General features: G+C 73.2%; 22 protein-coding genes. 8 read left to right on the forward strand and 14 right to left on the reverse strand.

The genetic code is table 11. The annotated features are described in order from the left end of the window. Positions 1-26: 26 nt before the first annotated feature. The gene (abc-f, locus tag OHB04_RS05255) at positions 27-1,682 is read right to left on the reverse strand and encodes a ribosomal protection-like ABC-F family protein (RefSeq protein ID WP_326686505.1); all 1,656 of its coding nucleotides are present in this window, start codon (positions 1,680-1,682) and stop codon (positions 27-29) included. A 77-nt stretch (positions 1,683-1,759) separates the two neighbouring features. Continuing rightward, on the reverse strand, positions 1,760-3,145 hold the full coding sequence (locus tag OHB04_RS05260) for an MFS transporter (protein WP_326806908.1): 1,386 nt from the start codon (positions 3,143-3,145) through the stop codon (positions 1,760-1,762). 693 nt (positions 3,146-3,838) lie between these two features. On the opposite strand from OHB04_RS05260, the gene OHB04_RS05265 reads away from it, so the two are divergent. Continuing rightward, a complete protein-coding gene (locus tag OHB04_RS05265) occupies positions 3,839-4,183 on the forward strand; it encodes a DUF3574 domain-containing protein (protein ID WP_326686507.1) in 345 nt (114 codons plus the stop codon). A gap of 53 nt (positions 4,184-4,236) precedes the next feature. Here OHB04_RS05265 and OHB04_RS05270 read toward each other — a convergent pair whose 3' ends face one another. Together OHB04_RS05270 and OHB04_RS05275 are read right to left on the reverse strand one after the other, a co-directional pair. Then, positions 4,237-4,752 (reverse strand): lytic polysaccharide monooxygenase auxiliary activity family 9 protein, encoded by a 516-nt coding sequence (locus tag OHB04_RS05270; protein ID WP_326806909.1) that lies wholly within the window; start codon positions 4,750-4,752, stop codon positions 4,237-4,239. Positions 4,753-4,896: 144 nt separating this feature from the next. Next, positions 4,897-5,694, reverse strand: a complete 798-nt coding sequence (locus OHB04_RS05275) for a polysaccharide deacetylase family protein (RefSeq protein ID WP_326806910.1) — start codon at positions 5,692-5,694, stop codon at positions 4,897-4,899. Positions 5,695-5,918: 224 nt separating this feature from the next. Between OHB04_RS05275 and OHB04_RS05280 the strand changes: the two genes are divergently transcribed. After that, positions 5,919-6,794: a phosphotransferase enzyme family protein gene (locus OHB04_RS05280; protein ID WP_326806911.1), complete on the forward strand. Its 876-nt coding sequence runs from the start codon at positions 5,919-5,921 to the stop codon at positions 6,792-6,794. Between the two features lie 49 nt (positions 6,795-6,843). On the opposite strand, the gene OHB04_RS05285 is transcribed toward OHB04_RS05280, so the two are convergent. From OHB04_RS05285 to OHB04_RS05295, 3 genes are all read right to left on the reverse strand, one after another. Next, the gene (locus OHB04_RS05285; protein ID WP_326806913.1) at positions 6,844-8,382 is read right to left on the reverse strand and encodes an FGGY-family carbohydrate kinase; all 1,539 of its coding nucleotides are present in this window, start codon (positions 8,380-8,382) and stop codon (positions 6,844-6,846) included. Positions 8,383-8,465: 83 nt separating this feature from the next. Beyond that, positions 8,466-9,266 carry a DeoR/GlpR family DNA-binding transcription regulator gene (locus OHB04_RS05290; RefSeq protein WP_326686512.1) on the reverse strand — a complete coding sequence of 267 codons (801 nt, stop codon included), beginning with the start codon at positions 9,264-9,266 and terminating at the stop codon, positions 8,466-8,468. A 15-nt stretch (positions 9,267-9,281) separates the two neighbouring features. Continuing rightward, positions 9,282-9,977, reverse strand: a complete 696-nt coding sequence (locus tag OHB04_RS05295) for a histidine phosphatase family protein (RefSeq protein ID WP_326686513.1) — start codon at positions 9,975-9,977, stop codon at positions 9,282-9,284. Between the two features lie 133 nt (positions 9,978-10,110). Here OHB04_RS05295 and OHB04_RS05300 point away from each other — a divergent pair, with 133 nt between their 5' ends. The 3 genes from OHB04_RS05300 to OHB04_RS05310 all read left to right on the forward strand — a co-directional run bounded on the left by OHB04_RS05300 (position 10,111) and on the right by OHB04_RS05310 (position 12,353). Continuing rightward, positions 10,111-11,574 carry an FGGY family carbohydrate kinase gene (locus OHB04_RS05300; RefSeq protein ID WP_326809403.1) on the forward strand — a complete coding sequence of 488 codons (1,464 nt, stop codon included), beginning with the start codon at positions 10,111-10,113 and terminating at the stop codon, positions 11,572-11,574. 71 nt (positions 11,575-11,645) lie between these two features. After that, positions 11,646-12,155 (forward strand): methylated-DNA--[protein]-cysteine S-methyltransferase, encoded by a 510-nt coding sequence (locus OHB04_RS05305; protein ID WP_326686514.1) that lies wholly within the window; start codon positions 11,646-11,648, stop codon positions 12,153-12,155. Positions 12,156-12,233: 78 nt separating this feature from the next. Further along, positions 12,234-12,353, forward strand: a complete 120-nt coding sequence (locus OHB04_RS05310) for an LPFR motif small protein (RefSeq protein ID WP_326686515.1) — start codon at positions 12,234-12,236, stop codon at positions 12,351-12,353. A gap of 39 nt (positions 12,354-12,392) precedes the next feature. On the opposite strand, the gene OHB04_RS05315 is transcribed toward OHB04_RS05310, so the two are convergent. The 5 genes from OHB04_RS05315 to OHB04_RS05335 all read right to left on the reverse strand — a co-directional run bounded on the left by OHB04_RS05315 (position 12,393) and on the right by OHB04_RS05335 (position 19,064). Beyond that, positions 12,393-13,436, reverse strand: coding sequence for a zinc-dependent alcohol dehydrogenase (locus OHB04_RS05315; protein ID WP_326686516.1), 1,044 nt, complete (start codon positions 13,434-13,436; stop codon positions 12,393-12,395). Positions 13,437-13,539: 103 nt separating this feature from the next. Beyond that, positions 13,540-16,620 (reverse strand): alpha-mannosidase, encoded by a 3,081-nt coding sequence (locus OHB04_RS05320; RefSeq protein ID WP_326806914.1) that lies wholly within the window; start codon positions 16,618-16,620, stop codon positions 13,540-13,542. After that, positions 16,613-17,938 (reverse strand): glycoside hydrolase 5 family protein, encoded by a 1,326-nt coding sequence (locus OHB04_RS05325; protein ID WP_326806915.1) that lies wholly within the window; start codon positions 17,936-17,938, stop codon positions 16,613-16,615. The genes OHB04_RS05320 and OHB04_RS05325 overlap by 8 nt, the downstream gene beginning before the upstream one ends. A 167-nt stretch (positions 17,939-18,105) precedes the next feature. Further along, positions 18,106-18,516 carry a hypothetical protein gene (locus tag OHB04_RS05330; RefSeq protein WP_326806916.1) on the reverse strand — a complete coding sequence of 137 codons (411 nt, stop codon included), beginning with the start codon at positions 18,514-18,516 and terminating at the stop codon, positions 18,106-18,108. 29 nt (positions 18,517-18,545) lie between these two features. After that, positions 18,546-19,064, reverse strand: a complete 519-nt coding sequence (locus tag OHB04_RS05335; protein WP_326806917.1) for a hypothetical protein — start codon at positions 19,062-19,064, stop codon at positions 18,546-18,548. Between the two features lie 385 nt (positions 19,065-19,449). Here OHB04_RS05335 and OHB04_RS05340 point away from each other — a divergent pair, with 385 nt between their 5' ends. After that, complete coding sequence (locus OHB04_RS05340) at positions 19,450-21,063, forward strand: hypothetical protein (protein ID WP_326806918.1); 1,614 nt, start codon at positions 19,450-19,452, stop codon at positions 21,061-21,063. 107 nt (positions 21,064-21,170) lie between these two features. Here OHB04_RS05340 and OHB04_RS05345 read toward each other — a convergent pair whose 3' ends face one another. Further along, complete coding sequence (locus tag OHB04_RS05345) at positions 21,171-21,725, reverse strand: sugar O-acetyltransferase (protein ID WP_326806919.1); 555 nt, start codon at positions 21,723-21,725, stop codon at positions 21,171-21,173. A gap of 279 nt (positions 21,726-22,004) precedes the next feature. Here OHB04_RS05345 and OHB04_RS05350 point away from each other — a divergent pair, with 279 nt between their 5' ends. Together OHB04_RS05350 and hglS are read left to right on the forward strand one after the other, a co-directional pair. Then, the gene (locus tag OHB04_RS05350; protein WP_442815078.1) at positions 22,005-23,132 is read left to right on the forward strand and encodes a Glu/Leu/Phe/Val dehydrogenase dimerization domain-containing protein; all 1,128 of its coding nucleotides are present in this window, start codon (positions 22,005-22,007) and stop codon (positions 23,130-23,132) included. Positions 23,133-23,222: 90 nt separating this feature from the next. After that, positions 23,223-24,566: a 2-oxoadipate dioxygenase/decarboxylase gene (hglS, locus tag OHB04_RS05355; protein ID WP_326806921.1), complete on the forward strand. Its 1,344-nt coding sequence runs from the start codon at positions 23,223-23,225 to the stop codon at positions 24,564-24,566. Positions 24,567-24,675: 109 nt separating this feature from the next. On the opposite strand, the gene OHB04_RS05360 is transcribed toward hglS, so the two are convergent. Then, on the reverse strand, positions 24,676-25,581 hold the full coding sequence (locus tag OHB04_RS05360) for a LysR family transcriptional regulator (RefSeq protein ID WP_326806922.1): 906 nt from the start codon (positions 25,579-25,581) through the stop codon (positions 24,676-24,678). Positions 25,582-25,635: the final 54 nt, after the last annotated feature.

A 25,635-nucleotide genomic window follows, 5' to 3' on the forward strand; every position in this document is an offset into this window, starting at 1 on the left:
GAGATCCCGCGGGCGTCCGGGAAGGATTACGAGGGCGTCGGCACGCTCCCCTCGTTCACCACGCGCCCCGCCCGCAACTCCAGCCGCTCCCCTGGGAAGCGGGCGCGAAAGCGACGGTCGTGCGAGACGAGCACCACGGCGCCCGCGTAGGAGGCGAGCGCCCCTTCCAGTTCCTCGATGAGGCCGGGCGCCAGATGGTTGGTCGGCTCATCGAGGACGAGCAGCCCGGCAGGGCGGCTCACCAGCCGGGCCAGCTCCAGCCTGCGCCGCTGTCCCACGGAGAGCGCCGCGACGGGCACGGCCAGGTCCTCGGCCCGGAAGAGACCGAGGGCCAGCAGCGCGTCGGCGTGCTCCTCGGGCGGCCCGCCCCGCCCGGCGGCGAACGCGCTCAGCAGCGGCAGCCGGGCGGGCGTGGCGGGCAGCTCCTGGCGCAGGAAGGCCGTACGGGCCGGGCGGCTGACGGTACCGGTGTCGGGCGCCAGGTCTCCGGCGAGCACCCGCAGCAACGTGGTCTTGCCCGCCCCGTTGGGCCCGGCGACCAGCAGCCGGTCACCCGGCCGTACGCACAGCGATTCCACGTACAGCCGGCCGCCGACCGTGACACCTTCGAGCACGGCGGGCGCGGCGGCCCCCGGTGAACCGGCGGCACCGGTGGCGAGCCCCGTCGCGGCGGGCACGGTGAAGCGCAGCGGCTCCGGCGGCGGGGGCACCGGGTCGCGAAGGAGCCGCTCCAGGTGCTGCCCGGCGGCCCTGACCTGGCCCGAGAGCTTGTTCTCGTGGGAGCGGCGGTGCTTGCCGAAGCCCTGGCCCGGATCCTTGCCGCTGACCGCCAGCCGCTGACCGGCGGCCTCCACCAGCTCCCGGGTCCGGGCCAGCTCCTCCTGCCACTCCTCGTACTCCCGCGCCCAGCGGCGCAGGGCCGCGGCCTTGGCCGTGCGGTAGCCGCTCCAGCCGTCGCCGTAGCGCGTGACGGCGCGGGTGTCGCGGTCGACCTCCAGGATCGTGGTCGCGACCCGGTCGAGGAAGGCGCGGTCGTGGGTGACCGTGACGACGGTGCCGTGGTGGGCCCGCAGCTGCTCCTCCAGCCAGGTCGCCGCGCGCTGGTCGAGGTGGTTGGTGGGCTCGTCGAGGAGGAGCAGTTCGGGCCCGGAGGCCAGCACGCAGGCGAGCGCGAGGCGCGCCCGCTCCCCGCCGGAGAGCGAGCCGAGGGTGCGCTCGCGGGTGAGGTGGGCGAGGCCGAGGCCGTGCAGCCCGGCGTCGACGCGCAGGTCGGCCTCGTAGCCGCCGCGCTCTTCGTAGGCGGTCAGCAGGTCGCCGTACTCCTCCAACGCCTCGGGGCCCGCCTCGCCCAGGCCCGCCTCGGCCTCGCGCAAACGCCGCTCCAGGGCGCGCAGTTCGGCCAGCGCCGCGTCGACGGCGTCCTGGACGGTGCGGGTGGGTTCGAGGTCGAGGGTCTGTGCCAGATGGCCGGTGCCGCCGGGTGCGCGGACGGTGATCTCGCCGCTGTCGGGGGTTTCGGCCCCGGACAGCAGGCGCAGCAGGGTTGTCTTGCCAGAGCCGTTCTCGCCGATGACCCCGGCCCGTTCGCCGGGCCGTACGGTCAGCGAGACCTGGTCGAGCACACGGCGGTCGCCGTATGCCTTGGAGACGTCCTTGAGCGTGAGTTGAGCGCGGTCGCGCATGAGGTTCTTTCCCTGATGTGGGTGAGGTCTGCCGGATTCGCGAAGAGGACAACGGCGACCGCACGCTCACCTGTCGCTCAGGTCAGCGGGTCGAGCCGCGTCCGCGGGCCGGGATCAGAGAAAGAAGTAATGCGTGTGCATGGCGGGAGGGTATCGGACGCTCTTTCGCCGGGGCATCCGGTTTTCCGTGCCCCGGTGGGCGGCCCCCGGGACGGACCCGGCCGGGCGGGGCGTACGAGGCGCCCCGGCCCACCGCGTCCTGGCCATAACGCCTCGGACTTGACGCCCTTCCACGGTGGCGAGGCTGCCACGTCCCAGGAGCGGGAGCCGCGGTCGAGCCAGCCTGCGAGCAGCCCGAACCCGGCGCCCGCCAGCGAGAGCATCGCCCCGAGCGTGCTGGGTGCCGTCAGCCCGAAGCCGGCGGCGATGACGACGCCGCCGAGGGAGGCGCCCAGCGAGTTGGCGATGTTGAACGCCGACTGGACGCTGGCGGAGCCCAGTTCGGGCGCGTCGCCGCCATGGTCCAGGATGCGGGCCTGGACGCTGGGGATGGCGGCCATGCCCGCGATGCCGGTGAGGAAGACGTTGAGCGCCACCAGGACCGTGTTCTGCGCGGTGAACAGGAACATGGCCAGTGAGACGGCGAGGGTGAACAGAGCGAAGCACATGGTGCGCAGCGGCCGGTCGGCGAGCCGGCCCCCGAGCATCGTGCCCACCGTCATCCCGGCGCCCGACAGCGCCAGCAAAGCGGTGGCAGCCGTGGGGGTGTAGCCGCTGACTTCGGTCACCAGCGGCCGGATGTAGGTGTAGAACGAGGCGGTGCCGCCGAATCCGAAGACGACCACCGCGTAGGCGAGCCACACCTGTGGTCTCTTGAACAGGCCGAGTTCACCGCGCACGGAGCCTCGTTCGGCTCCCGGCTGGAGGGGGAGGAGCAGCGCGAGGGCCACGAGCCCGAGCACCCCGATGCCGGCGACCACCGTGAACGTCCAGCGCCAGCCGACGGTCTGGCCGAGCAGGGTGCCCAGCGGGGAGCCGACGATGTTGGCCATCGGCACCCCCACGAGGACCAGTGACAGCGCTCTGCCGCGCTTTTCCGGCCCCACGAGACCGGCGGCGACGACCGCGCCGATACCGAAGAACACCCCGTGCGGCAGCCCCGACAAAAACCGGGCCGCGAGCAGCAGTTGGTGAGTGGAGGCAACGGCTGAGGCCACATTTCCACAGATGAACAGGGCGGACATGGTGAGCAGCATCGTCTTTCTGCGCACCCGCAGACCGGCGACGGTCAGCAGCGGTGCGCCGATCACGACGCCGAGCGAATAGAACGAGACGTAGCCGCCAGCGTCGGGGATCGAAACCCCCATGTCGGAGGCCGCCTCGGGCAGCAGACCCATCATCACGAACTCGGCGGTGGCCGCTCCGAACGTCGCGATGGCCAGGGCCAAGAGGGCAAGGGGCAACAGGGACCTCCTTGCGGAGCGGGGCTCCGGGTGTCACGGCCCGCCAGGGGCGAGTCGCTCCTTCAATTGAGGTTGGGCACCATAGGATTGGATCAAACAATTCCCCAAAAAGGCTGCCCATAGTAGGATTTGGGAATTTCTCCGAACTCCCCCTGGAATTACGGCAGTCGGGAGAAATCGAGCTGGGGCGAGTCACACTCGGCGGGTATGGATGGCGCGTCGCACCCGCCGCTTTCCGTGGCCGGGCGGCAGAGCCCGCCGAGATCTGTGTGGCGGGCGTGACGAAAGGAATCCGTCCGTGCCGACCGAATCCACCACTCCGGCCACAGGCCCCGCCGATCCCCGAGGGGCCGCGGGACCCACGAGTCCCGCGGGATCCAGCGACCTCACCCGGCCCGCCGGATCCGCCCGGTCCCGACGGCTCCGGCTGAGAACCGCTCTGGTCGCGGCGGTCCTCGCCGTCTCCGTCTCGGGACCCGCTGCCCAGGGCCTCTCGTTTGGATCTTCGTGGATCAGGCCGCAGCGTCAGATGCGGTGCATCGCAAGGCGGAGGAGCGTCCTCGTACTGGGCGTACTTGGATGCTTCGACAACGCAGCGAGGTGCCGTAGCTGTCGTCGCGGACCCGCGAAGATCCAAACGAGAGGCCCTACGCCGCGCTGGACGAGGAGCGGGCACCCTCCGCCTCGTCCGCGGTGCCCGCGCGCGGCAAGGCGTACGTCGAGACGCGGCTCTTCTTCGGGACGGCGAACCCGGACGGCGGACCGGCCGTCACGGACAAGCAGTTCCGCGCGTTCATCGACAAGCACGTCACCCCGCGCTTCCCCGCGGGTCTGACCGTCCAGGTCGGACGGGGACAGTGGCGGGACAAGCGCGGGGTGATCGAGCGGGAGCGCTCCTACGAACTGACGGTGCTGTATCCGGCGTCGGAGTCCTCGGGACACGATCCCGACATCCAGCGGGTCCGGGCCCTGTATCAGCGACTGTTCAACCAGGAGTCGGTACTCAGGACGGACGAACCCACCAAGGTCGACTTCTAGTGCCGTGACCGGCGATGTTCGCCGGGAGGGGCCCTGGCGCGCCAGGGCCGGTCTCAGCCGATGTTGACGTCCACGCAGGCGTAGAAGGCGTTCGCCGTGTCGGCGATGTTCCACACGGCGAGCACCCTCTGCTTGCCGCTGAAGCCCTGGAAGTTGACGCCGTGCGAGACGTACTCGCCGGGTGCCGCACCGCCGTCGTCGAACTCGGCGATCTTCGTGTTGCCGATGAAGTACTGCCAGGTCGAGGTGCGGTGACTGACCGTCAGCTTCCAGTTGAAGGTCGCCGACCTGCCGACGTTGGTGACCTGCCAGCCCTTGTTGTCCTCACGCAGCTCGGCGAACCGCGCGTTGCCGCCCGCACAGTCCTTGAGCCCCTTGGGGCCCTCGACGCTCTGCGGTTCGTACTTGATGTCGCCGCACTGGACGACGCCGGTGGCGCACTGGGCCTGCCTGCTCGCGGGGTTCGTGACCCAGCCGTGCGCACTGGCGGGGGTCACGGAGAGCCCGAGAACCAGGAAGGGGGACAGGCCGGCGCCGATCAGCGCCGCCAACTTCCGTCTTTTGTGCATTGCAGCTCCTTGGGGGGAGAGGCCGAGCACATGAAATTGGTCTGGACTTTAACGTCTGGCCGCACACGGTCAAGTCCTCACGCACCACCGGAGCCGCATCGGCGCACGCCGGGTCCGCGACCGGACCCGCCGGACCCGCCCGCGTCACGCCTTGGGGAAGCTGAAGCCGTAGCCCTCCTTCTGGAGCCAGGGCAGGTACTGGCGCAGCGCCTCGTAGGACTGGGAGCGGTCGCCGCCGCCGTCGTGGAGGAGGATCACCGCACCGTCCTCCGTCTGCTCCTTGGCGCGCTGGACTATCGCGTCGGCACCGGGGCGCTTCCAGTCACCGGGATCGACGATCCAGCCGAGGGGGCGCATGCCTTGTCCGGCCGCTATACGACGGCTGTAGGGGGTGAAGGCGCCGCCCGGCGCCCGGTAGTAGTACACGCGGGCCCCGCCGGACGCCTTGTCGATCATGCCCTTGGCGTCGAGTATCTGCTTTTTCTGATAGCCGGCCGGCTCGTGGTCCATGCCCGTGTCGTGGTCGACGGTGTGGTCGCACAGCCGGTGGCCCTCGGCGACGATCCGCTTGACGAGTTGGGGGTAGCGACGGGCGTTCGGGCCAATGAGACAGAACGTCGCCTTTATCTGGTATTTGCGCAGCAGATCCAGCGTCTTGGGGGTCCACTCCGGGTGCGGCCCGTCATCCAGGGTGAGCGCGACCGAGTGACCACCCGCCGCCGAGTGATGGCTGAGCGCCCTGCTCGCCTTGGGCACCACTTTCGGCTTGGAGCGCTTGACCGCGGGGCGCTTCCCCTCCCCCGTCCCGGTCCCGGCCTGCGCGCCGGAGCCGCGCACACTCTGCTCCCAGCCCGGGTGATGGGCCGAGGCGACAGCCCCCGAGGTGGTCCCGACGAACGCCGTCAGCAGACCGACCGCGACGGTTCCCGTAGCGGCGACCATCGCCACGGCTCCCGGCCGACTGCTCCCCTTGCTGTGCACAACCACTCCCAACTGCCCGTTTTTACCGTGCTTGTCAATGATGCAGATCCCACGGGCGTAACAACGGTTCCGCGTGGGACATGAGAGATACGCCGCATTTGGACCGGGGCACCGCAGGAGCGGATACCCGGACCTGACAGGCTGAACGAGCGGACGCGCTGAGAGAAGAGGGAGACCAGAGGCACATGGTGAGCAGTGAGGCATTCACCGAGCAGCGGGCACGCGAGGTGCTGACGGCGGCGGCCGGTGAGCAGGCGGGATCGGCGCAGCTGCTGTCCCTGGGCGAGAACGCGGTCTTCGCACTGGGCGGAACCGTCGTACGGATCGGCCGCGACCCGGAGCTGCTGGCCCGCGCCGAGCACGAACTGCGCGTCGCGACCTGGCTGGAGAAGGAGGGAGTGCCCGCCGTCCGGGCCGCCGACCCGGCGCCCCGGCTGATCGGGGACCATCCCGTCACCTTCTGGCGGCGGCTGCCCGACGCCGTACGTCCGGCGGGTGCGGCGGACCTGGCGGGGCTGCTGCGGCTCGTGCACACGCTGCCCGCACCGCCGTTCACGCTGCCGCCACGGGAACTGCTCGGCGGGGTGGAGCGCTGGCTGCGGCTCGCCGGGGACGCGGTGCCGCGCGAGGACGCGGCGTTCCTGCGCGCCCGCCGCGACGACCTCACCGCCGCGCTGCCGGGACTGCTCCCCCGGCTGACGCCCGGTCCCCTCCACGGCGACGCGCTGCCGCGCAACGTCCACGTCACCCCCGAAGGCCCGCTGCTGGTCGACCTGGAGACCTTCTCCTTCGACCTGCGCGAGCACGACCTGGTGGTGATGGCTCTCAGCCTCGACCGCTACGGGCTGCCCGAGGCGGAGTACGAGGCGTTCTGCGACACCTACGGCTGGGACGTGCGCGAGTGGGACGGGTGCGCGGTGCTGCGGGCCGCGCGGGAGACGGCCAGTTGCGCGTGGGTCTCCCAGCACGCGCCGGGCAACCCCGCCGCGCGCGAGGAGTTCCTGCGCCGCGTGGCCTCGCTGCGCGACGCCGACCCGACGGTGCGCTGGCACCCGTTCTGAACCCTCAAGGGCTGTACGGCTCCACCGTCCGGTGCCGCCCGCGGCCGGATCAGGCCGCCGGGGGTGACAGCCAGCCGCGGCGCTCCAGTTCGGCGACGAAGCGGCCGTAGGAGTCGTCCAGTGCGCCCTTCTCCGAGGGCTCCGGTTCCACCAGGTGCCCCTCTCCCGTCCCGCCCGTCATCGCGCTCGCGGCCTCCTCCAGGGAGGGGTGCAAGGTACCGGCGGCGGCGAGCAGCACGGCACCGAACGCGGTCTCGGCCCGCGCCGCCACCCGCAGCGGCATACCCAGCGCCGTGGCCCGCAGCCGGGTCCACAGCGGGCTGCGGCTGCCGCCGCCCGCCGCGTACAGCGGGCCGGAGACCGGGACGCCCAGCGCGCGGATCCGCTCCAGGGCGAGCCGTTCGAGGAAGGCCACGCCCTCCAGGTCGGCGCGGTGCCGTTCGGCGTCGTCGGCGGGGGTGCCCAGGGTGAAGCCGCGTGCCGCGCCGCTGACGAAGGGGAAGCGCTCGCCCTCGCGGCGCAGCGGATAGCTCACGCAGGCGGCCGGGCCCCGCTCCTCGGCCGCGGCGTCCAGCGCGGGCAGTCGGCCGGAGGGCACCTGGGCGAGGGCTTCGCCGCCGGTGTTGGAGGCGCCGCCCGGCAGCCACCAGCCGTCGGGGTGCCGGTGGCTGTAGAGGGCGCCCGAGGGGTCGGTGAGCAGGTCCCGGGTGACGCCCTTGAGGACGTAGGTGGTGCCCAGGACGCCCACGAACTCCCCGGGGCGTACGGCCCCGGTGGCGATCTGGCCGGCGCAGCCGTCGGTCATGCCGAGCCGTACCTCACAGCCTTCGGGCAGCCCGGTCTCGGCCGCGGCTCCGGCGCTCACGGTACCCGCGCTGCTGCCCGGCGCACGGACGTCCGGCAGCCAGCCGGCCGGAATGCCGAGCGCGTCGAGGACCTCGGCGGGCCACTCGCCGGTACGCGGGTCGTATCCGGTCTTGAGCGCGTGGCTCCAGTCGGCGGGCACGGGACCGCCGGTGAGCCGGGCGCCGATCAGGTCGGGGGTGTGCAGCACGCGTGCCGCGCCGGGGTGTTCGGCGGCGTGCCGGGCGTACCAGGCGACGCGGCCCAGCGCGGCCGTGGGGCCCACCGTCAGTCCGAGCGCGGACCACCGCGGTGCTCCGGCTTCCTGGGCGCGGGCGTTGAGGTCGGCGCCCCGGCGGTCGTCGTACATCAGCGCCGGCCCCAGCGGGGCGTCGTCGGCGTCGGCCAGGACGAGGGTGCCCGAGGTGGCGGAGACGGCGACGGCGGTGACCTCGGCGCCGCCTGCGGGCAGGGCCGAGGTGGCCTGGCGCAGGGCCTCGGCGGTGGCCGGCCACCAGTCGCGGGCGTCCTGTTCGCTGCGGCCCTCCTCGCGCACGGGCTGCGGCAGCCGGGCCCGGCCCTCGGCGAGCACCGTGCCGTGGGCGTCGGCGCACAGGACGCGGACGGCCGCCGTCGCGATGTCGATCCCCGCGACGACGGGGACGGCGGAGGCTGGAGACACGGCGGTGGGGGTGGATGCGGTGGCGGACGGGGACGGCGGGGAGGCCGGGGCGGGGATGGGCATGGGCTCCCTTTCCTCGGGACTGTTCATTTCACGAGAGCTGTTAAATTCACACCGAATATGTGATAACGCGGACCCAGGGCGGCTCAGCCCTTGGCCGGGGCGACCCGGACATCGGTGTGCTCGCGCAGCTCCGCCAGCAGTTCGGCCTCCACTCCGTCGTCGACCACCACGTGGTCGAAGTCCGCGACGGGGCACAGCCGGTGCAAGGCGGTGCGGGCCACCTTGGAGTGGTCCATCAGCAGCGCCGTACGCGCCCCGGAGCCGAGCATGGCGCGCTTGACCAGGACCACGTCCTGCTCCTGGTGGAAGGTCATGTGCGCGTTCATCGCGGAGGTGCTCACCAGCACCAGGTCCACCGACAAGGACTCGATGGCCTCCACGCACGCCACGCCGAGGAAGGAGTCGTGGGTCTGGGAGTACTCCCCGCCGAGCGCGATCAGCCGGATCTCCTCGCGCCCGGCGAACACGTCCAGCACGCGGCGCGCGTTGGTCAGCACCGTCAGCGGGGCCCTCGCCGGCAGCAGCCCGGCCAGGGCCAGCACGGAGGTGGAGTCGTCCAGCATCACGGACATGCCCGGCTCCACCAGCTCGGCGGCGGCCAGCGCCACGGCCTCCTTCTGGGGCACATGGACGCCGAGGCGGTAGTCGAGGTTGCTCTCGAAGACGCTGGTCGGCAGCGCCGAGACGCCGCCGCGGAAGCGCCGCAGCACCCCGCGTCCGGCCAGCGCGTCCAGGTCACGGTGGACGGTCATCACGCTCACGCCGGTGACCTCGGCGAGCCAGGAGACGGTCACGGTGCCGTGCTCCACCACGCGTTCGGCGATGAGCTGTCTGCGGTTCTCCTGCGAGCGGGCAGAACCGGCGGGTGCGGCCGGATTCGTCATGGCGTCAAGTCTCGCTCACCTGGGGGAGGTTACGGGCGGAATGCCGTGGGCTTCGGGAGCGGCGGAGGCCGCGGGCGGCAGTTCGCCCGTCGGCACGTTCAGCGAGCGCAGCGCCGCTCGCCCCCCACTCCCACCGTCCAGCTCGATCTGCGTCACCGCCGCGTTGTCCAGCCTCGGCAGCACCTGGCGGTAGCGGCCCAGGGGGATGCCGAGCAGCGCGCACAGGGCGATGCGGAACGCGGTGTTGTGCGCGACGACCAGCACCGTGCCGCCCTCGTATGCGGCGGCCAGCTCGCGCAGCGCGCCGCACACCCGCTCCGCCACGGCGGCGGGCGGCTCGGATCCGGGGAAGGCGCCCCGCTCGGCGTCCTGCTGGAAGGCGCGGACGAGACCGGGGTCCTCGGCGGTCATCTCGGCGATGGTGCGCCCCTCGCCCCAGCCGAAGTCGGTCTCGCGCAGCCGCTCGTGGACGGCCGGCTCCAGACCGAGGGCCCGCGCCGAGGGCGCGGCCGTGCGGCGGGCCCGCGCCAGGGGCGAGCAGGCGACGGCCTGGATGCCGTACTCATGGGCGTGCCCCGCCGACCACCGGCCCAGCGCCTCGGCCTGGCGTTCACCGGCCTCGGTCAGCGCCACGTCGGAACTCCCGCAGTAGCGGTTCTCGGCGTGCCAGACGGTCTGGCCGTGCCGTACGAGCAGGAGCCGGGCGCTCATCTGTCCTCCTGGACGGGGTGGGCTGGGCTTGCTGAGCCGAGTGGGTTGGGCTTCTTCACGTCGAGCGCTATAAATATAACAATCTCAGTGTGGAGAACAGGCGTCTGGAGGGCGTACGGCCATGACCTCAACCATCGGGACGATCATCGGTGTCGACATCGGCACCTCCGTCACCAAGGCCGTCGCCTTCGACCGTGACGGACGCGCGCTGCACACCGCGGCCCGCCGCTCCACGCTGCTGCGCGAGCCGGGCGGGCTCGTCGAGCAGGACCTGGAGGAGGTGCTGGAGAGCGTCGTCGAGGTCGTCCGGCAGGTCGCCGCCGCGCTGCCCGCGCCGCCGGAGGCGCTCGCGCTCACCGGGCAGGGCGACGGGCTGTGGCTGCGGGACGCCGACGGGCGCGCGACGCGGCGCATGATCTCGTGGATGGACGGCCGCGCCGCGCCGCTGGTCGGGCGCTGGCAGCGGGACGGCACCGTGGCCGAGGTCTTCCGGCACACCGGCTCCGGCATGTTCCCCGGCTGCCACGCGCCGCTGCTGGCCTGGTTGGACGAGCACGAGCCCGAGACGCTGAAGCGCTCCGCCGTGGCCGGATACTGCGTGGACGCGATAGCCCAGCGGCTGACCGGCGCCATCGGCGTCGACGCCTCCGACGCGACCTTGCCCTTCCTCGATCCGGTCAGCCGCGCCTACTCCCCCGGGGCGCTCGCCGCCTGCGGCGTCTCCGCTCTCGCCCGGCTGCTGCCCGAGCCTGCGGTGCCCGGCACCGTACTGGCGCTGGATCGCGCGGGCGCCGCGCTGCTCGGGCTGCCCGAGGGGCTGCCGCTCACCTCCGGCCCCTATGACCTGCCCGCCTGCGCCCTGGGCAGCGGGGTGCGGGAGCCCGGCGACGGGCTCCTGACGGTGGGCACCACGCTGGCCTGCCAGGTGCTGACCAACCGCGCGGAGACGGGCACCGGCGCCGAGCCCGCCGGAATGTGGCTGTGCACCCCCGAGCCGGGGCGCTGGCTGCGCGCGATGCCCGCGATGGTCGGCACGGCGGGCATCGACTGGGCGCTCGGCCTCGTCGGCGCCACGACGGAGGACCTGGAGCCGCTGCTGGACCAGAGCCCGGCCGGGGCACGCGGGGTGGTGGCGCTGCCGTTCCTGTCCGAGGCCGGGGAGCGGGCGCCGTTCGTCTCGCCCGGGGCACGCGCCGCCTTCGAGGGCCTGTCACTGGCCCATGGGCGGGCCGATGTCGTCCGCGCCATGTGCGAGGCCGTCGGCTACGCGGCCCGGCACTGCCTGGAGACCGCCGGCCTGGCCGGAACGCTGGCCGCCTGCGGGGGCGGCACCCGCTCGGCGGGGTGGATGCGCGCCTTCGCCGGGATCCTCGGGCGTCCCGTACGGGTGCCGCTGGAGACGGAGGTCGGCGCGAAGGGCGCGGCGCTCGTCGCCCGCGCCGCGCTCGGCGACCCGGCCGACGAGGAGGTCTGGCACGCCGACCACCGCCTGGTGGAGCCCGACCCCCAGGTGCGCGAGCTGTACGAGCGGGGATACGAGGACTACCGGGCGCGGGTGGAGACCTCGCGGGAGCGGTGGGACGGCCCGGAAGGGTGATGTCGCATTTCCGCCAGCCCGGACGCCGGCGACGAGGGAGGCTGGATACCTGATCGCCGGAAGGGACCGACATGCAACGCACGTACACGGTGACCGACAGCCCGCTGGGCCCGCTCACGCTGGTCGCGACGGACGGCGCCTTGTCGGGCCTCTACATGGAGCGGCAGCGCCATCTGCCGCCGAAGGAGACCTTCGGCGAACCGGACCCCGGGGCGTTCGGCGCCGTGATCACCCAGCTCGGCGAGTACTTCGCGGGCGAGCGCACCGGCTTCGATCTGGAACTCGCGCCCCGGGGCACCGATTTCCAGCGCACCGTGTGGGACGGGCTGTGCCGTATCCCCTACGGCGAGACCGTCACCTACGGTGAGCTGGCCGAGGAGATCGGCCGGCCGAGCGCGGCCCGCGCCGTCGGGCTGGCCAACGGGCGCAACCCGATCGGCATCGTCATCCCCTGCCACCGCGTGATCGGCTCCACCGGCGATCTGACCGGATACGGCGGCGGCCTCGAACGCAAGCGCCACCTCCTGGACTTCGAGCGCGGCCTGACCGCACGACGGCACCCGGTGCCCGACGGCGTGTGAACCCGGCAGGTTTACCCCGGCCAGGAGCGGCCACCCGTCGCCGCGTACAGGCAACAGCGTCTCTCTTAGGAGGACACGATGTTCCGCGCCATAGCCGATGTGCTGCGCGCTGTAGGCGGCGCGATCGCCACCGTCGTCACGCTTCCGTTCCGTGCCCTCGCCCGGCTGTTCGGCGGGGCTTCCCGCTCCGCGCACTGACACAGCCGCGCGGCGGGCCCCGGCCCGCCGCGCCCCGCTTCACCGGCCGCCGAAGTCCAGAAGGATCTTCGGCGGCCCGGTGCGTCCGCGCTCCAGCAGGGCGAACGCCTCACCCACGGACTCGGCGGGAAAGACCTTCGCCACCAGCGGCGCCGCGTCCAGGACACCGCGCTCGAACAGGGCGACGGTGCGGTCGTAGTGCGAGATGCCGTGCTGGATGCCGAGCACGTCCACCCCCTGGAGGGACAGCTCCCCCGGTGTGAACGACACCGGCTCCCTGGCCACCCCGACCAGCGCGATCCGCGCCCCCCGCTCGGCCATGCGCAGTGCCCCGGTGAACGCCGAGGCCGCGCCCGAAGCCTCCACGATCAGCGAGCAGGCGCCCGCCGGGGCCTCGTCGGCGTGGTACGCGGCGTCCGCACCGCAGGCCAGGGCGAGGTCGAGCCCGGCCTGGTCGATGCCGACCGCGTGCACCTGGTCCGCGTAGCGGCGGGCGTACTGCACCGCCAGCAGCCCCATCGTGCCGGTGCCGATGACGGCGACCCGGTCATCGGCACCGAGCCGGGCCCGCTCGAACGCCTCGACGACCGAGACCGCCGGCTCGATCAGCGCGCCCGCAGGCTCGGGCAGGCTCTCCGGCAGCGGGGTGAGCGCGTGCACCGGCATCCGTACGTAGTCGGCTGCGCCGCCCTGGAGCCCGTACAGGCCCGTCTCGCGCAGCGCCGGGCACATCTGCGGACGCCCGGCGTGACAGCGGGCGCAGGCGCCGCACGGCACCATCGTCCGGCCGACGACGAGCGAGCCGACGGGGGGCGCGCCCTCGGGCACCCCGTCGGCGTGGGCGACGACCTCGCCGTACCACTCGTGCCCGAACACATGCGGGAAGGTGATCCGGCCGTCCTGGAGGAACGCGGAGGTCCCGTGCAGGATCTCCAGATCGGTGCCGCAGATCCCCGCCTGCCGGGTACGCACCAGCGCGGTCCCGGGCTCCGGTGCCGGCACCGGCACGGAGGCCAGGTCGGTCTGTCCGATGCCGGTGACGCGGGCGGCACGCATCCGGCCCTCGGTCCAGTTCCCCTTCATCGGACGTCCTCCCAGGCTCCGTGCGGCGCTCTGTCACACCGCTCTCCTCGTGCTGCTCGCAGCGCTCGCGGCGCTCGCGGCGCTGCGGGCGGCAACGCACGGATCATGGCATGGGCCGCTCCGCGTCCGTGGCCCGGGTCATGCGCAGCGTGAGCAGCCGGAAGGGGCGGAGCGTGAGCCGTACGGCGCCGTCCGCCGCCACGTCCACCCCGGTGCCCTCGGGTGCCGACGCCAACGGCCGCTCCAACAGGTCGACGGGGCCCACGGATCCGGCCGGGAAGCCCGGTGTGAGCGTGACGTGGGCCCGCCCGCCGTGCGCCTCGTGGAGGCGCACGACGACATCGCCGCTGCCGTCGTCGGCCAGCTTCACTGCGGAGACCGTCACCGCGTCGCCGTCGACGGACACCAGCGGCGCCACGCCGCCGGCTGCGCCCCGCACGCGGCGCTCGGGGAGGTTGACGCGGTGGCCCTCGCGTACGGCGTCCGCGATCCCGGCGCCCGGGACGAGTGCGTAACGGAAGCGGTGGAGGCCCTGGTCGGTCTCCGGGTCGGGGAAGCGCGGGGCCCGCAGCAGGGAGAGGCGCACGGTGGTCGTGGTGCCACCGTCGGACTCGCGGACGGCACGGGTCACCTCGTGCCCGTACGTCGAGTCGTTGACGACGGCCACACCCCAGCCGGGCTCGGCCAGGTGCACGAAGCGGTGCGCACACGCCTCGAACTTGGCCGACTCCCAGCTGGTGTTGGTGTGGGTGGGCCGGTGGAGGTGACCGAACTGGGTCTCGGCGGCGTACCGGTCGGTGTGCAGGTCCAGGGGGAAGGCGGCCTTGAGGAACTTCTCCGTCTCGTGCCAGTCGACCTCTGTCTCCAGGTCGAGGCGGCGCTGTCCGCGCGCCAGGGTGAGGTGCTGGACGGCGCGCGAGTCGCCGAAGGCGCGGGTGACGCGGACGGTGGCGCGCTCGTCGCTCTCCTCGGTGAGCAGCACCTCCTCGGCGTCGGTCAGGTCGGTGACGACGTTGCGGTAGAAGGCGTCCACGTCCCACGCGTCCCACTTGTTGGGGAAGTCGGGGTGGATCTGGAGGAGGTTGGCGGCGGTGCCGGGCGCGAGGGTCTCCCGGTCCGCCGCCGGGTCGTACACGGAGACGACGAGGCCGCGCGCGTCGACGGCGACCCGCAGCAGCCCGTTGTCCAGCGTGAGTCCGCCGTCCTCGCGGGCGGTCACGGACACGGGAGCGCCCTCCGCGCGGGCCGCGCCCGCGGCCAGCGCGGGCACCCCCGCACGGGCGTGCGGCGCGGTGTTGAACAGCAGCTCACCGCTCCCCTCCCCCGCCAGCGCGGTCTGCGCGGCGCCGATGATCTCCTCCAGCTCGGCGGCCACCCGCGCGTACGTACGCTCGGCCTCGCGGTGGACCCAGGCGATGGAGGAGCCGGGCAGGATGTCGTGGAACTGGTGCAGCAGCACCGTCTTCCACAGCCGGTCCAGCCGCTCGTAGGGGTAGGCGGCGCCGGTGCGCACGGCCGCTGTCGCGGCCCACAGCTCGGCCTCGTAGAGCAGGTGTTCGCTACGGCGGTTGCCCTGCTTGGTCCTGGCCTGGCTGGTGAGGGTGGCGCGGTGGAGTTCGAGATACAGCTCGCCCGCCCAGACGGGCGCGCCGGGGTACTCGGCCTCCGCCTTCGCGAAGAAGTCGGCGGGCTTCTCCCACGCGACGGTGGCCAAGCCCTCCAGGTTCCGCAGCCGCCGGGCCTTGGCGATCATCTCGCGGGTGGTGCCTCCGCCGCCGTCGCCGTAGCCGGTGGGGGCCAGGGAGCGGGTGGCGCGGCCCTTCTCCTTGAAGTTGCGGGCCGCGTGCGCGATCTCGCCGCCCGCCATGGTGCAGTTGTAGGTGTCGACGGGCGGGAAGTGGGTGAAGATCCGGGTGCCGTCGATGCCCTCCCACCGGAAGGTGTGGTGCGGGAAGGAGTTGGTGGCCGACCAGGAGATCTTCTGGGTGAGCAGCCACTTGGCCCCGGCCGCCTTGATGATCTGCGGGAGCCCGGCGGCGAAGCCGAAGGTGTCGGGCAGCCACGCCTCGTCGTTCTCGATGCCGAACTCGTCGAGGAAGAAGCGCCGGCCGTGGACGAACTGCCGGGCCATGGCCTCGGATCCGGGCATGTTGGTGTCGGATTCGACCCACATGCCGCCCGCCGGGACGAACCGGCCGGCGGCGACGGCCTCGCGGACCTTCGCGTAGATCTCGGGACGGTGTTCCTTGACCCAGGCGAACTGCTGGGCCTGCGACATCGCGTAGACGAACTCGTCATCGACGTCGGGGGCCTCGATCAGCGCCGTCATGTTCGCCGTCGTACGTGCCACCTTGCGCACCGTCTCGCGCAGCGGCCACAGCCAGGCGGAGTCGATGTGCGCGTGGCCGACGGCGCTGACGCGGTGGGCCGTGGCCTCGGCGGGCTTGGCGAGCGCCTCGGCCAGGCAGGCGCGGGCGGCGGTGGCGCTGCCGCCGATGTCCTGGAGGTCGAGGGCGTCCAGGGCCCTTTCGAGCGCGCGCAGGATCTCCCAGCGGCGCCCGCCTTCCAACGGCAGTTCGGCCATCAGCTCACCGAGCACCTCCAGGTCCAGGATCAGCTCCCACACCTCGGTGTCGAGGACGGCCAGGTCCATGCGGGCGAGCCGGTAGAGAGGTTCGGTGCCGGCTGTGCGCTCGTCGCCCAGCGGGGTGGGGCGGAAGGGGTGGCCGTTGCCGAGGATGACCGGGTTGGCCGCCGCCTCGATGTGCAGGGTGATCTCCTCGCCGCCCTGGGCGCGCTCGGCGATCCGCACCCACTGGTTGCGCGGGTTGAGGCCCTTCACGGGGCTGCCGTCGGGGCGGTAGACGAGGCCCTCGCACTGGAAGCCGGACATGTTGCCGTCGAAGCCGAGGTCCAGCAGCGCCTCCACCGTCCGCCCCGCCCACTCGGCGGGCACGCTGCCACGCACCCGGAACCAGGTGGTCCCCCACGGCGGCCCCCACGCGGCGTCGGCCTCGGTGGGCGCGTAGTCCGCGCCGAGGCCCTGCGCCACGGGTACGGGCTCGCCGGGCGCCTGCCAGGAGGCGACCTCCAGCGGCACGGAGAGGGGATACAGCGCGGGCCGGACCCGCTCCTCCAGCACCCTGGCGAGCCGGGCCTCCACGAGTGTGCGGTCGTCATGCATGCGGGCGTTCCTCCTGGGACGTACGGCGTGCGGGCGGCGGCACCCCGCCGAGCGGCACCTCGCTGGGGTGCACCGTCTCGGTGATACCGCGCGCGGCCAAGTGTGCGGGCTCGGCGGCGCGGGAGGCGAGTACGGCGGCGGGACGAACCCCGTCGGCGGCGAGGGCTGCCCACGCCTCGAAGAACGTGCCGCCCGGCGCGCATTGGGTGCGGCCCGGGCCCGGCCCGGCGCCCTGGTGGTCCGGGGCGGCCGTGTCCGGCTCGTCCGGGTCGAGGACGAGCGCGGTGGTCCGGGGCGCCGGCCGGGAGGCTCCGGCGCGCCGTTCGGCGGCGATACGGGCCAGTTCGCGGCCGGCCGGCTTGGGCTGCCGGGAGTGGGTGAGCAGACCCAGGCCGTATTCCAGCTCGGGGAAGTCGGCCAGCGCGCGGTCCACGTCGTGGGAGCACCACCAGGTGACGCCCCACAGGTGCGCGCAGTCGAGTGCGGCCTCGACGGTCGCGGCGGTGAAGGCGGCGGCCCGCTCCGGCGGGATGTGCGGGGAGGGCGCGCCGACCTCCTGGAGCCATACGGGCCGCGCCGGGTCGGTCGCCCAGGCTTTGGACAGCTCGATCAGATAGGCGGCGTGCTGTTCGGTGGCCGTGCCGGTGGGGCCGTGACGCTGGGCCGTGCCGTTGAACACCCACGAGTGAACGGCCGTCATGACGCCGAGGGTCGCGGCCTGGTCCGGGGTGAAGGGGTGGCCGCGCCGGTACCAGGTGGCGTCGTCCTCCGCGTGGAGGTGCGCGCGGCCGGGGGCGCCCTGCTCGCAGGCCGCGAGCATCCGGCGCAGCCAGGCGTCGATCTGCGCCGCGCTCGCCCTGTGGGGGTCGGGGTGCGGGTCGTCGGAGAACTGGTTGATCTCGTTCCCGAGCGTCATTCCCAGGAAGTTGGGCCGCGCATGGAGGGCGGCGGCGAGCGTACGCAGATAGGCCGCCTGGGCCTCGACGACCTCGGGGTCGGTGAAGAGGTTTCCGCGGTGCCAGGTCGTCGTCCACGCGGGGAGGAAGTCGAAGCTGGACAGGTGGCCTTGCAGACCGTCGACGGCGACGTCCAGCCCGCGCTCGGCCGCCGCGTCCGTCAGCGCCACCAGTTGCTCGACGGCCCGGGGGCGGATGAGGCCGCGGTTGGGCTGGAAGAGCGGCCAGAGCGGGAAGACGCGGATGTGGTCGAGGCCGAGGGCCGCGACGGAGTCGAGGTCTTCGCGGATCTCCGCGAGGTCGAAGTCGAGCCAGTGGTGGAACCAGCCGCGGGTGGGGGTGTAGTTGACACCGAAGCGCATGTGGCGGGCCTCCAGGGGCGGGCGGTACGGTCCGGCCAGTCTCGGGCCTCGCGAGCCTCCCGTAACCCCGGCGGACTCCTCGCGTGACGCCACCACCCTCCCTCTCCCAGGCAGCCTGACCGCTCTACGGGTCGAGGCGAATCCTGGGCACGGCCCTCATGACGCGGTCAGTTGGTGAACGCCGGATCGCCGGCCTTGCCGATCGGGGGCGAGATGCGGACCACGCCGTCGTGGCTTCCGCTCGCCACCCGGACCGTGTCCCCAGGGCCGGGCACTGCGGTCAGCGCCATGATCGTGGACTTGTAGCCCCGCTGACCGAAAGCGGGGCCGTGCCGGTTGAATACCTCGCCGACAAGCTCTCCCCCATAGGGATCGCATATCCGCACCGCCGCGTCACGGCCGCAGTCGACGCCCACGGCGAGGAGCGGACCGTCCGCGAGCGGGACCGATGCCATGGTGTCGACGAGAGCGTCGAGGTCGATCCGGGCCACTCGGCGCCGGGTTGTGACGTCCCACACCGCAATTGCGCGGCGGTGGTTCACGGCCAGGTGCGAGCCGCCCGGCCCGGTGTCGAGCACGGCAAGATCTCCTCCGAAGCATCCGTCGGTCAGGCTGTAGCTGCGCCACCTCCACCGTCTCGGCACCCACGGGGGCCGCGCCGGCACCCACAGCTCGACCTCGCTGCTGAACCGATCGGTGACGAACCCCGCTGTGTCGTCGCCCAGCCGCACCCCGGCCTGCCTGAAAACCCTCGGGCCGATGTGTTCCGGCGGTCGGGAGGCTGCGCGAACTCGAACACCACCAGGTCGGTGTCGGGGTCGATGACCTGAACCCGCTCGCCGCCGATGTCCACGATGAGGGCGCGAGTCCGTTCGGTGGCCGGCACGACACCGCGGCCGGACGCCCGCGCCAACTCGACCGGGCCGAGTCGCAGCGCGGCAAGCTGCGTCCGGACCTCGTCACCCTGGACCGGCCCGCCCACCAGCTCACCGGTCAGGGGATCCCATACCCGCACGGAGTTGTGGGTGTCGGCGCTCACAAGCAGAACCTGGCCCTCGTCGGAACGGACGGTGACCAGACGGTCGATGATCCAGCTGTGCCCGCGCAGTTCAAGCTCCGGTTCCATGGGCGCACAGTGTGCCGGATGACGCCGGGACCGGTCCCGCGGGTCTCGCGTTCGAATGGGAAGTCGGCGCGTCGCCGCCGCGCCGCCGATACCGGGTGCGCGACGAGACGCCGAGCCGCGCCGAGTCTCTGCGGCTGTGACGTCCGCAACCGCACGGACGCATACGCCACCGGATGCGGGGCATACCGACTTGTGCTGCCCCACGCGGGCGGCGTACGTGATTCGCGCGCAGGTCCGGGCCACAGGTCTGGCCCTGCACCGGCCCCCGCCCTGTACTGAGCGCAGGGCTCGGCGTACAGGCGCAGGCGTACCACTGCAAAGGTACGACGGACCGCACGGGCACAGGCGAACCGAACCTCGCGGAGCGACTCACCGGGGGCGTGACATGACGGAACCCACATCCACATCCGCGGCCACATCCACCGCCGCCACCGCACGGGCCGAGCCGGGGGCGCCGTACACCGATCCGACCCTGGGCATCCCCGTGGAGACCTCCTGGCGCGGTGAGCCGGTCAACCGGCTGGTGACGATCGGGGACTCGCTGACCCAGGGCTTCCAGAGCTGCGCCGTCTTCCACACCGGCCTGTCGTATCCGGCGATCATCGCGCACGAGCTGGGCTGGGCCGACCGCTTCCGTCAACCCGACTACGACGGCTGCGGCGGACTGCCGCTCAACCTGGAGTTCCTCCTGCGCGACCTGGAGGAGCACTACGGCAAGAACCTCGACTGGTGGGAGACGGCCCCCGCGCTCTTCCGCGCCCGCCGCTTCATGGACCGGGTGGAGGACTACTGGGAACGGGGCCCGGGCGCGGCGCCCGCCTCGACCACCGCGATCAACCACAATCTGGCGGTCTTCAGCTGGGACCTGCGCGACGCGCTGGAGAAGTCGGCGGACGTGTGCCGCAGGGCGATCGGCGCGCCCAAGGACGACCTGGTGCGGCAGATGACCGGCAACGCCGTCGAGCGCGCGGCGCTGCGGGCCCTGCCCACGCGCCCGCCGAGGGCGGGCGCGCTCACCCAGCTCGGCGCCGCCGCCGTGCTCGGCGAGCAGACGGGCGGGCCCGAGGAGGACCGGGAGGGGGACCCCGAGCACGGCATCGAGACGCTGATCGTCTTCCTCGGCGCCAACAACGCGCTCTCCTCGGTCATCGAGCTGAAGGTCGCGTGGAGCGGCGAGGGCTATGACGACCTGCGCACCAAGGGGAAGTACACGGTGTGGCGGCCCGAGCACTTCGCCGCCGAGCTGGACCAGGTGGCCGACGCGGTGGAGCGGATCCGCGCCCGGCACGTCATCTGGTGCGCCGTCCCGCACGTCACCATCGCGCCGATCGCGCGCGGCGTGGCGAGCAAGATGGAATCCGGCTCGCGCTACTTCCCGCACTACACCCGCCCCTGGATCAGCGACAGCGACTTCGACGTGCGGCGCGACCCGCACCTCACCGGCGAGCAGGCGCGGTCCGTGGACGAGGCGATCGACGAGTACAACGACGCGCTGGCCGAGGTCGTGCGCAGGGGCCGGCACGCGGGCCGCGACTGGTACCTGCTGGACAGCGCCGGGCTGCTGGACCGGCTCGCCTCACGCCGGTTCGCCGAGGACGAGCAGGCCAGGCCCGGCTGGTGGACCCCCTACCCCCTGCCGGAGGAGCTGCGCGCGCTCGACCCGGTGCCCAACTCCCGCTTCCTGCTGAGCGACGGCACCCGGCGTATCGACGGGGGACTGTTCTCGCTGGACGGTGTCCACCCGACGACGGTCGCCTACGGCGTCCTCGCCCAGGAGCTGATCACGGTGATGCGCTCGGCGGGGGTGGAGTTCCGTACGCCGCACAGTGGCGAGCCGCGCCCCGACCCGGTCCAGGTCGACTTCGCCCGGCTGGTGCGGCGCGACACCCTCATCAACCACCCGCCGGGCAACCTGAGATCGGGGCTGCACGCGATCGGCTGGGCGGACGAGGCGCTGGACGTGCTGAAGCGCACGGTGAGCTTCGGCTTCACCGGCTGACCCCGGGCTGCTCCTGGCTGCCCCGGCCGCCCCCGAGGGCGGCCGGCCAGGGTGGCCGGGTCCGAGGGCCGGCAGGCGGCGGGCTCAGGGTGCCGTCGCCCCGGCGCCTACAGCGAGCGGACGACGCGGGCAGGGTTGCCGACGGCGAGCACGTTCTCGGGGAGGTCCTTGGTGACGACGGTGCCCGCGCCGACGACCGTGTTGGCACCGATGGTGACGCCGGGGCAGACGATGACGCCGCCGCCGAGCCACACGTTGTCTCCGACACTGATCGGCACGGCCTTCTCCCACCCGGCCCGCCGCCGCTCGGCGTCCATCTCGTGGGTCGACGTCAGCAGTTGGACGTTGGGACCGATCTGCACGTCGCGGCCGATGGTGATGGGGGCCGAGTCCAGGAAGACGGCGCCGAAGTTGATGAAGGTGTTGGCGCCGATCGTCAGGTAGGTGCCGAAGTCGCAGGAGAACGGCGGGCGGATACGGACGTCCTCGCCGAGGTCTCCGATCAACTGCTCCAGTATCGCCAGGCGTTCGGCGGGCGGCGCCGTGGCCGCCGCGTTGTAGGCCGCGCACAGCTCGGCGCGCCGCACGGTCTCCCGCGCCAGCTCCTCGTCGTCGGGGATGAACCAGTCCCCCGCCAGCATGCGCTGCTTGTTCTCGCCCACGGCTGTCCTCTCCCATGCTCGGCTGCGTCCAGGAGAGGATCCTCCCTCACCCGTCGCCGTCCCCCGCGCCCCGGACCTCATCCCCGGAGCATAAGTCCGGCTCATGCTCAGCGTGCCGAGGCTGAATTCTCGGGCGGTTGGGAGCGGGTCGGCGGTCCGGCACCGTGGGCGCTCACGTCCGGCGCGCGCCCAGCCGCGCGACGCGTGGACGTCCGACGCACCCCGCGACCCGAAGGAGCGAACGACGTGACCGAGGCACCAGCGGGACTCCTCTCGCAGATGGACGAGTGGGGGCCGGAGAAGGTGGTATGCGTCTCGGACTCGCGCACCGGCATGCGCGGCGTCCTCGTGCTGGACAACACCGCTCGCGGCATGGGCAAGGGCGGGACGCGGATGAGTCCTACCCTCGACGTGCCCGAGATCGCGCGGCTCGCCCGCACCATGACGTGGAAGTGGGCCGCCGTCGACCTCTTCCAGGGCGGCGCCAAGGCCGGCATCCTCGGCGATCCGCACGCGCCCGGCAAGGAGGCGGTGCTGCGCGCCTTCGCCCGCGCCCTGGCCAACGAGGTGCCGCGCGAGTACGTCCTCGGCCTCGACATGGGTCTGACCGAGCGCGACGCGGCGATCCTCCGCGACGAGCTGGGCGACCGGGGCGCGGCCGTGGGCCTGCCCGCCGCTCTCGGCGGGGTGCCCTACGACGAGCTGGGCGTGACCGGATACGGCGTGGCCGAGTCCGCCGAGGCCGCGGGCGAGGCGATCGGGCTGCCGCTGCGCGGGGCGCGGGTGGCGCTCCAGGGGTTCGGCGCCGTGGGCGCGGCGGCGGCCCGGCGGCTGGCCGCGCTGGGCGCCGTCGTGGTCGCCGTCTCCACCGGGGAGGGCGCCGTGCACGATCCGGACGGTCTGGACCTGGCGGCGATGCTGAGGCTGCGCGACGAGTACGGCGACGCGTGTGTGCTGCACGGTGCGGGCCGGCGGCTGCCGGTGGGCGGGGAGCTGCGCGTCGACGCGGACATCCTGGTGCCCGCCGCGCGCGAGGACGCGGTGGACGAGGAGATCGCCCGCGCCACGCGGGCCCGGCTGGTGGTCGAGGGCGCCAACTCGCCGACCACGCCCCGCGCCAAGGCCGCGCTGGCCGGGCGCGGCATCGTGACCGTGCCCGACTTCATCGCCAACGCGGGCGGGGTGGTGGCCGCCGCCTTCGCCATGGACGCGCGCTACTCCCCCTTCCGGCCCGAGCCCGCACAGATCTTCACCACCGCCTCGGCGAAGCTGCGCGCCAACACCGCGCAGGTCCTGGAAGAGAGCAGGCTGCGGGGCAGCACCCCGCACGAGGCGGCGACGGCCCTCGCGCAGGAGCGGGTACGCGCCGCGATGGAGCTGCGGGGCAGGCTCCCGCGCGCGAGCTGACCCGCGCCCCGCGCACTCGTACGCCCGCTCCCCTGCTCCCCCGCGCCCGTCCCCACATCCCCTCGTCCCCACATCCAGGAGAGGCATCGCATGACTCAGCAGGCCACCGTCCCCCCGCACGAGCTGCGCGCCCGCTTCGCGCGCGGCCTGTCCGAGCTGTACGGCAGGGAAGTGCCCGCCTACACCACGCTCGTGGACGTCTCCCAGCAGGTGAACACCGAGGTGCTCGCCGAGCGGGGCAGCGCGGCCGAGCGGCTCGGCGACATCGCCCGCGTCACCGCCGAGCGGCACGGCGCCATCCGCGTGGGCACCCCGGAGGAACTCGCCCAGGTGGCCCGGGTGTTCGGTGCGGTGGGGATGTATCCCACCGGCTTCTACGATCTGCGCGAGGCCGCGCCCTCCCCCGTGCCCGTCGTCTCCACGGCCTTCCGCCCGGTCGACAAGGAGGAGCTGGCCCGCAACCCCTTCCGGGTCTTCACCTCCTTGCTGGTGCCCGAGGACCGGCGCTTCTTCGACGCGGAGCTGGAGGCAAAGCTCAAGGAGTTCCTGTCCGCCCGCAGGCTCTTCCCCGAGGAGCTGCTGGAGCTGGCCGACCGCGCCGAGTCCGACGGCGGGCTGGGCGAGCCGGCGGCCGAACGCTTCCTGGAGCTGGCCACCGGAGCCTTCGCGCTGTCCGGCGAACCGGTGGACCGCGCCTGGTACGCCACGCTGGAGCAGGTCTCCAGTGTGGCCGCCGACATCGGCGGCGTCGGCTCCACCCACATCAACCATCTGACCCCGCGCGTCCTGGACATCGACGCGCTCTACGAGCGGATGCGGGCGCGCGGCGTCGAGATGATCGACAAGATCCAGGGCCCGCCCCGCCGGGAGGGCCCGGACGTGCTGCTGCGGCAGACCTCGTTCCGCGCGCTGTCCGAGCCGCGCCGCTTCCGTGAGGCGGACGGCACGGTGCGCGAGGGCGCGCTGCGGGTGCGGTTCGGCGAGGTCGAGGCGCGCGGGATCGCCCTGACCCGGGCCGGCCGCGACCTGTACGACGCGGCCCTGGCCAGCGGCGGGTACGAGGAGCGCATGCCGCGCACCGAACGCGAACTCCTCGCCCGCGACCTGGCGTTCTTCACCTTCCGAGCCGTACCGGAGCGGGGCGGGACACCCTCGTCCGGCGACCTGCTCACGCTCGTGGACGAGGGCCGGCTCGTGCCGGAGCCGATCGTCTACGAGGACTTCCTGCCCCGTTCGGCCGCCGGTATCTTCTCCTCCAACCTCACGGGAGAGGGCTCGATGGACGCCTCACGGGACACGGCGGCGCGGGACGCGGCCTGGCTCGCCGAGGTGGTCGGCCGTACGGTGCACGACCCCTACGAGCTGTACGCGGCCCAGCGCGAGGCCTCCTTGCGCGAGGCCGCCGCGCGGCTTGGCCTCCCCCGGATCGGCTGAGGCAACGGCCGGTGCGCGCCCTGCGCTCCCCGGCCTTCTCGGCGTCTCCGGCGCACTTCGGCGCACTTCGGCGCACTTCGGCGCGCACCCGCCGAGTCGGCGCCGGGGATCAGCCGTTGCCCCGCTCGTGCGCTGCGGCGGCGCGGGTCAGCGCGTCCAGGAGCGGGGGCAGGAGGGGGTTGAAGTTGGCGGTGCGGTGGATGGCCAGAACGCGGCGGCCGGGTGCGTCGCCTGCCAGCGGCAGCGGCCCGGGTGCCGCGCGCAGCGCGAGCCCGGGGACCAGCGCCACCCCCAGCCCGGCCGCCACCAGCTCGCTCACGGCGCCGTAGTCGTTGGTGCGGAAGGCGACGCGGGGCGCGAACCCGGCCGTGGCACACAGCAGGCTGAGCGATCTGGCGCCCGCGGTGTCCTCGCGGCTGGAGATCCAGGTCTCCTCGGCCAGCGCGCCGAGCGGCACCCGCTCCTCGTCCCGGCCCGGGTGCGCGGGCGGGAGCAGTACCCGCAGCGGCTCGTGCAGCAGCTCGGTGACCGTCAGCTGTGCGGGCACGGTGCGCGGCACCAGGTCGTAGACGTAGACGAGCGCGACGTCCAGCGTGTCGGAGAGCAGCAGCGGAAGCAGCTCGTCCGGCTCGCCCTCCTCCAGGGACACCTCGGCCCCGGGCTGCTGCTGGACGAAGCGGGCCAGGGCCCAGGGGATGAGCGCGGCGCCCGCCGTGGGGAAGCTGCCGACCCGTACGAGCCCGCGCTCGCCCGCCGCCAGGGCACGCACCTCGTGCTCCAGCGCCGCCAGCTGGTCGAGGAACCGGGTGCAGCGCTCGCCCAGGGCGACGGCCGCGCGTGTGGGGTGGATGGTGCGGGCGCCGCGCTCGAAGAGGACGAGGCCCGTGGTGCGCTCCAGCGCGCTGATCTGCTGGGAGACGGCGGAGGCCGTGTAGCCCAGGCGGGCCGCCGCCTCGCTGAGGGACCCGGTGGCCAGGACCTCGCTGAGGGTGCGTACGTGCACGGGGTTGAGCATAGGCGGAACGGTAACCCAGCCTCCGGGGCGTGCTCCCGCCTCATTCGCCCTGGT

The organism is Streptomyces sp. NBC_01775, assembly GCF_035917675.1.
Lineage (GTDB): Bacteria > Actinomycetota > Actinomycetes > Streptomycetales > Streptomycetaceae > Streptomyces.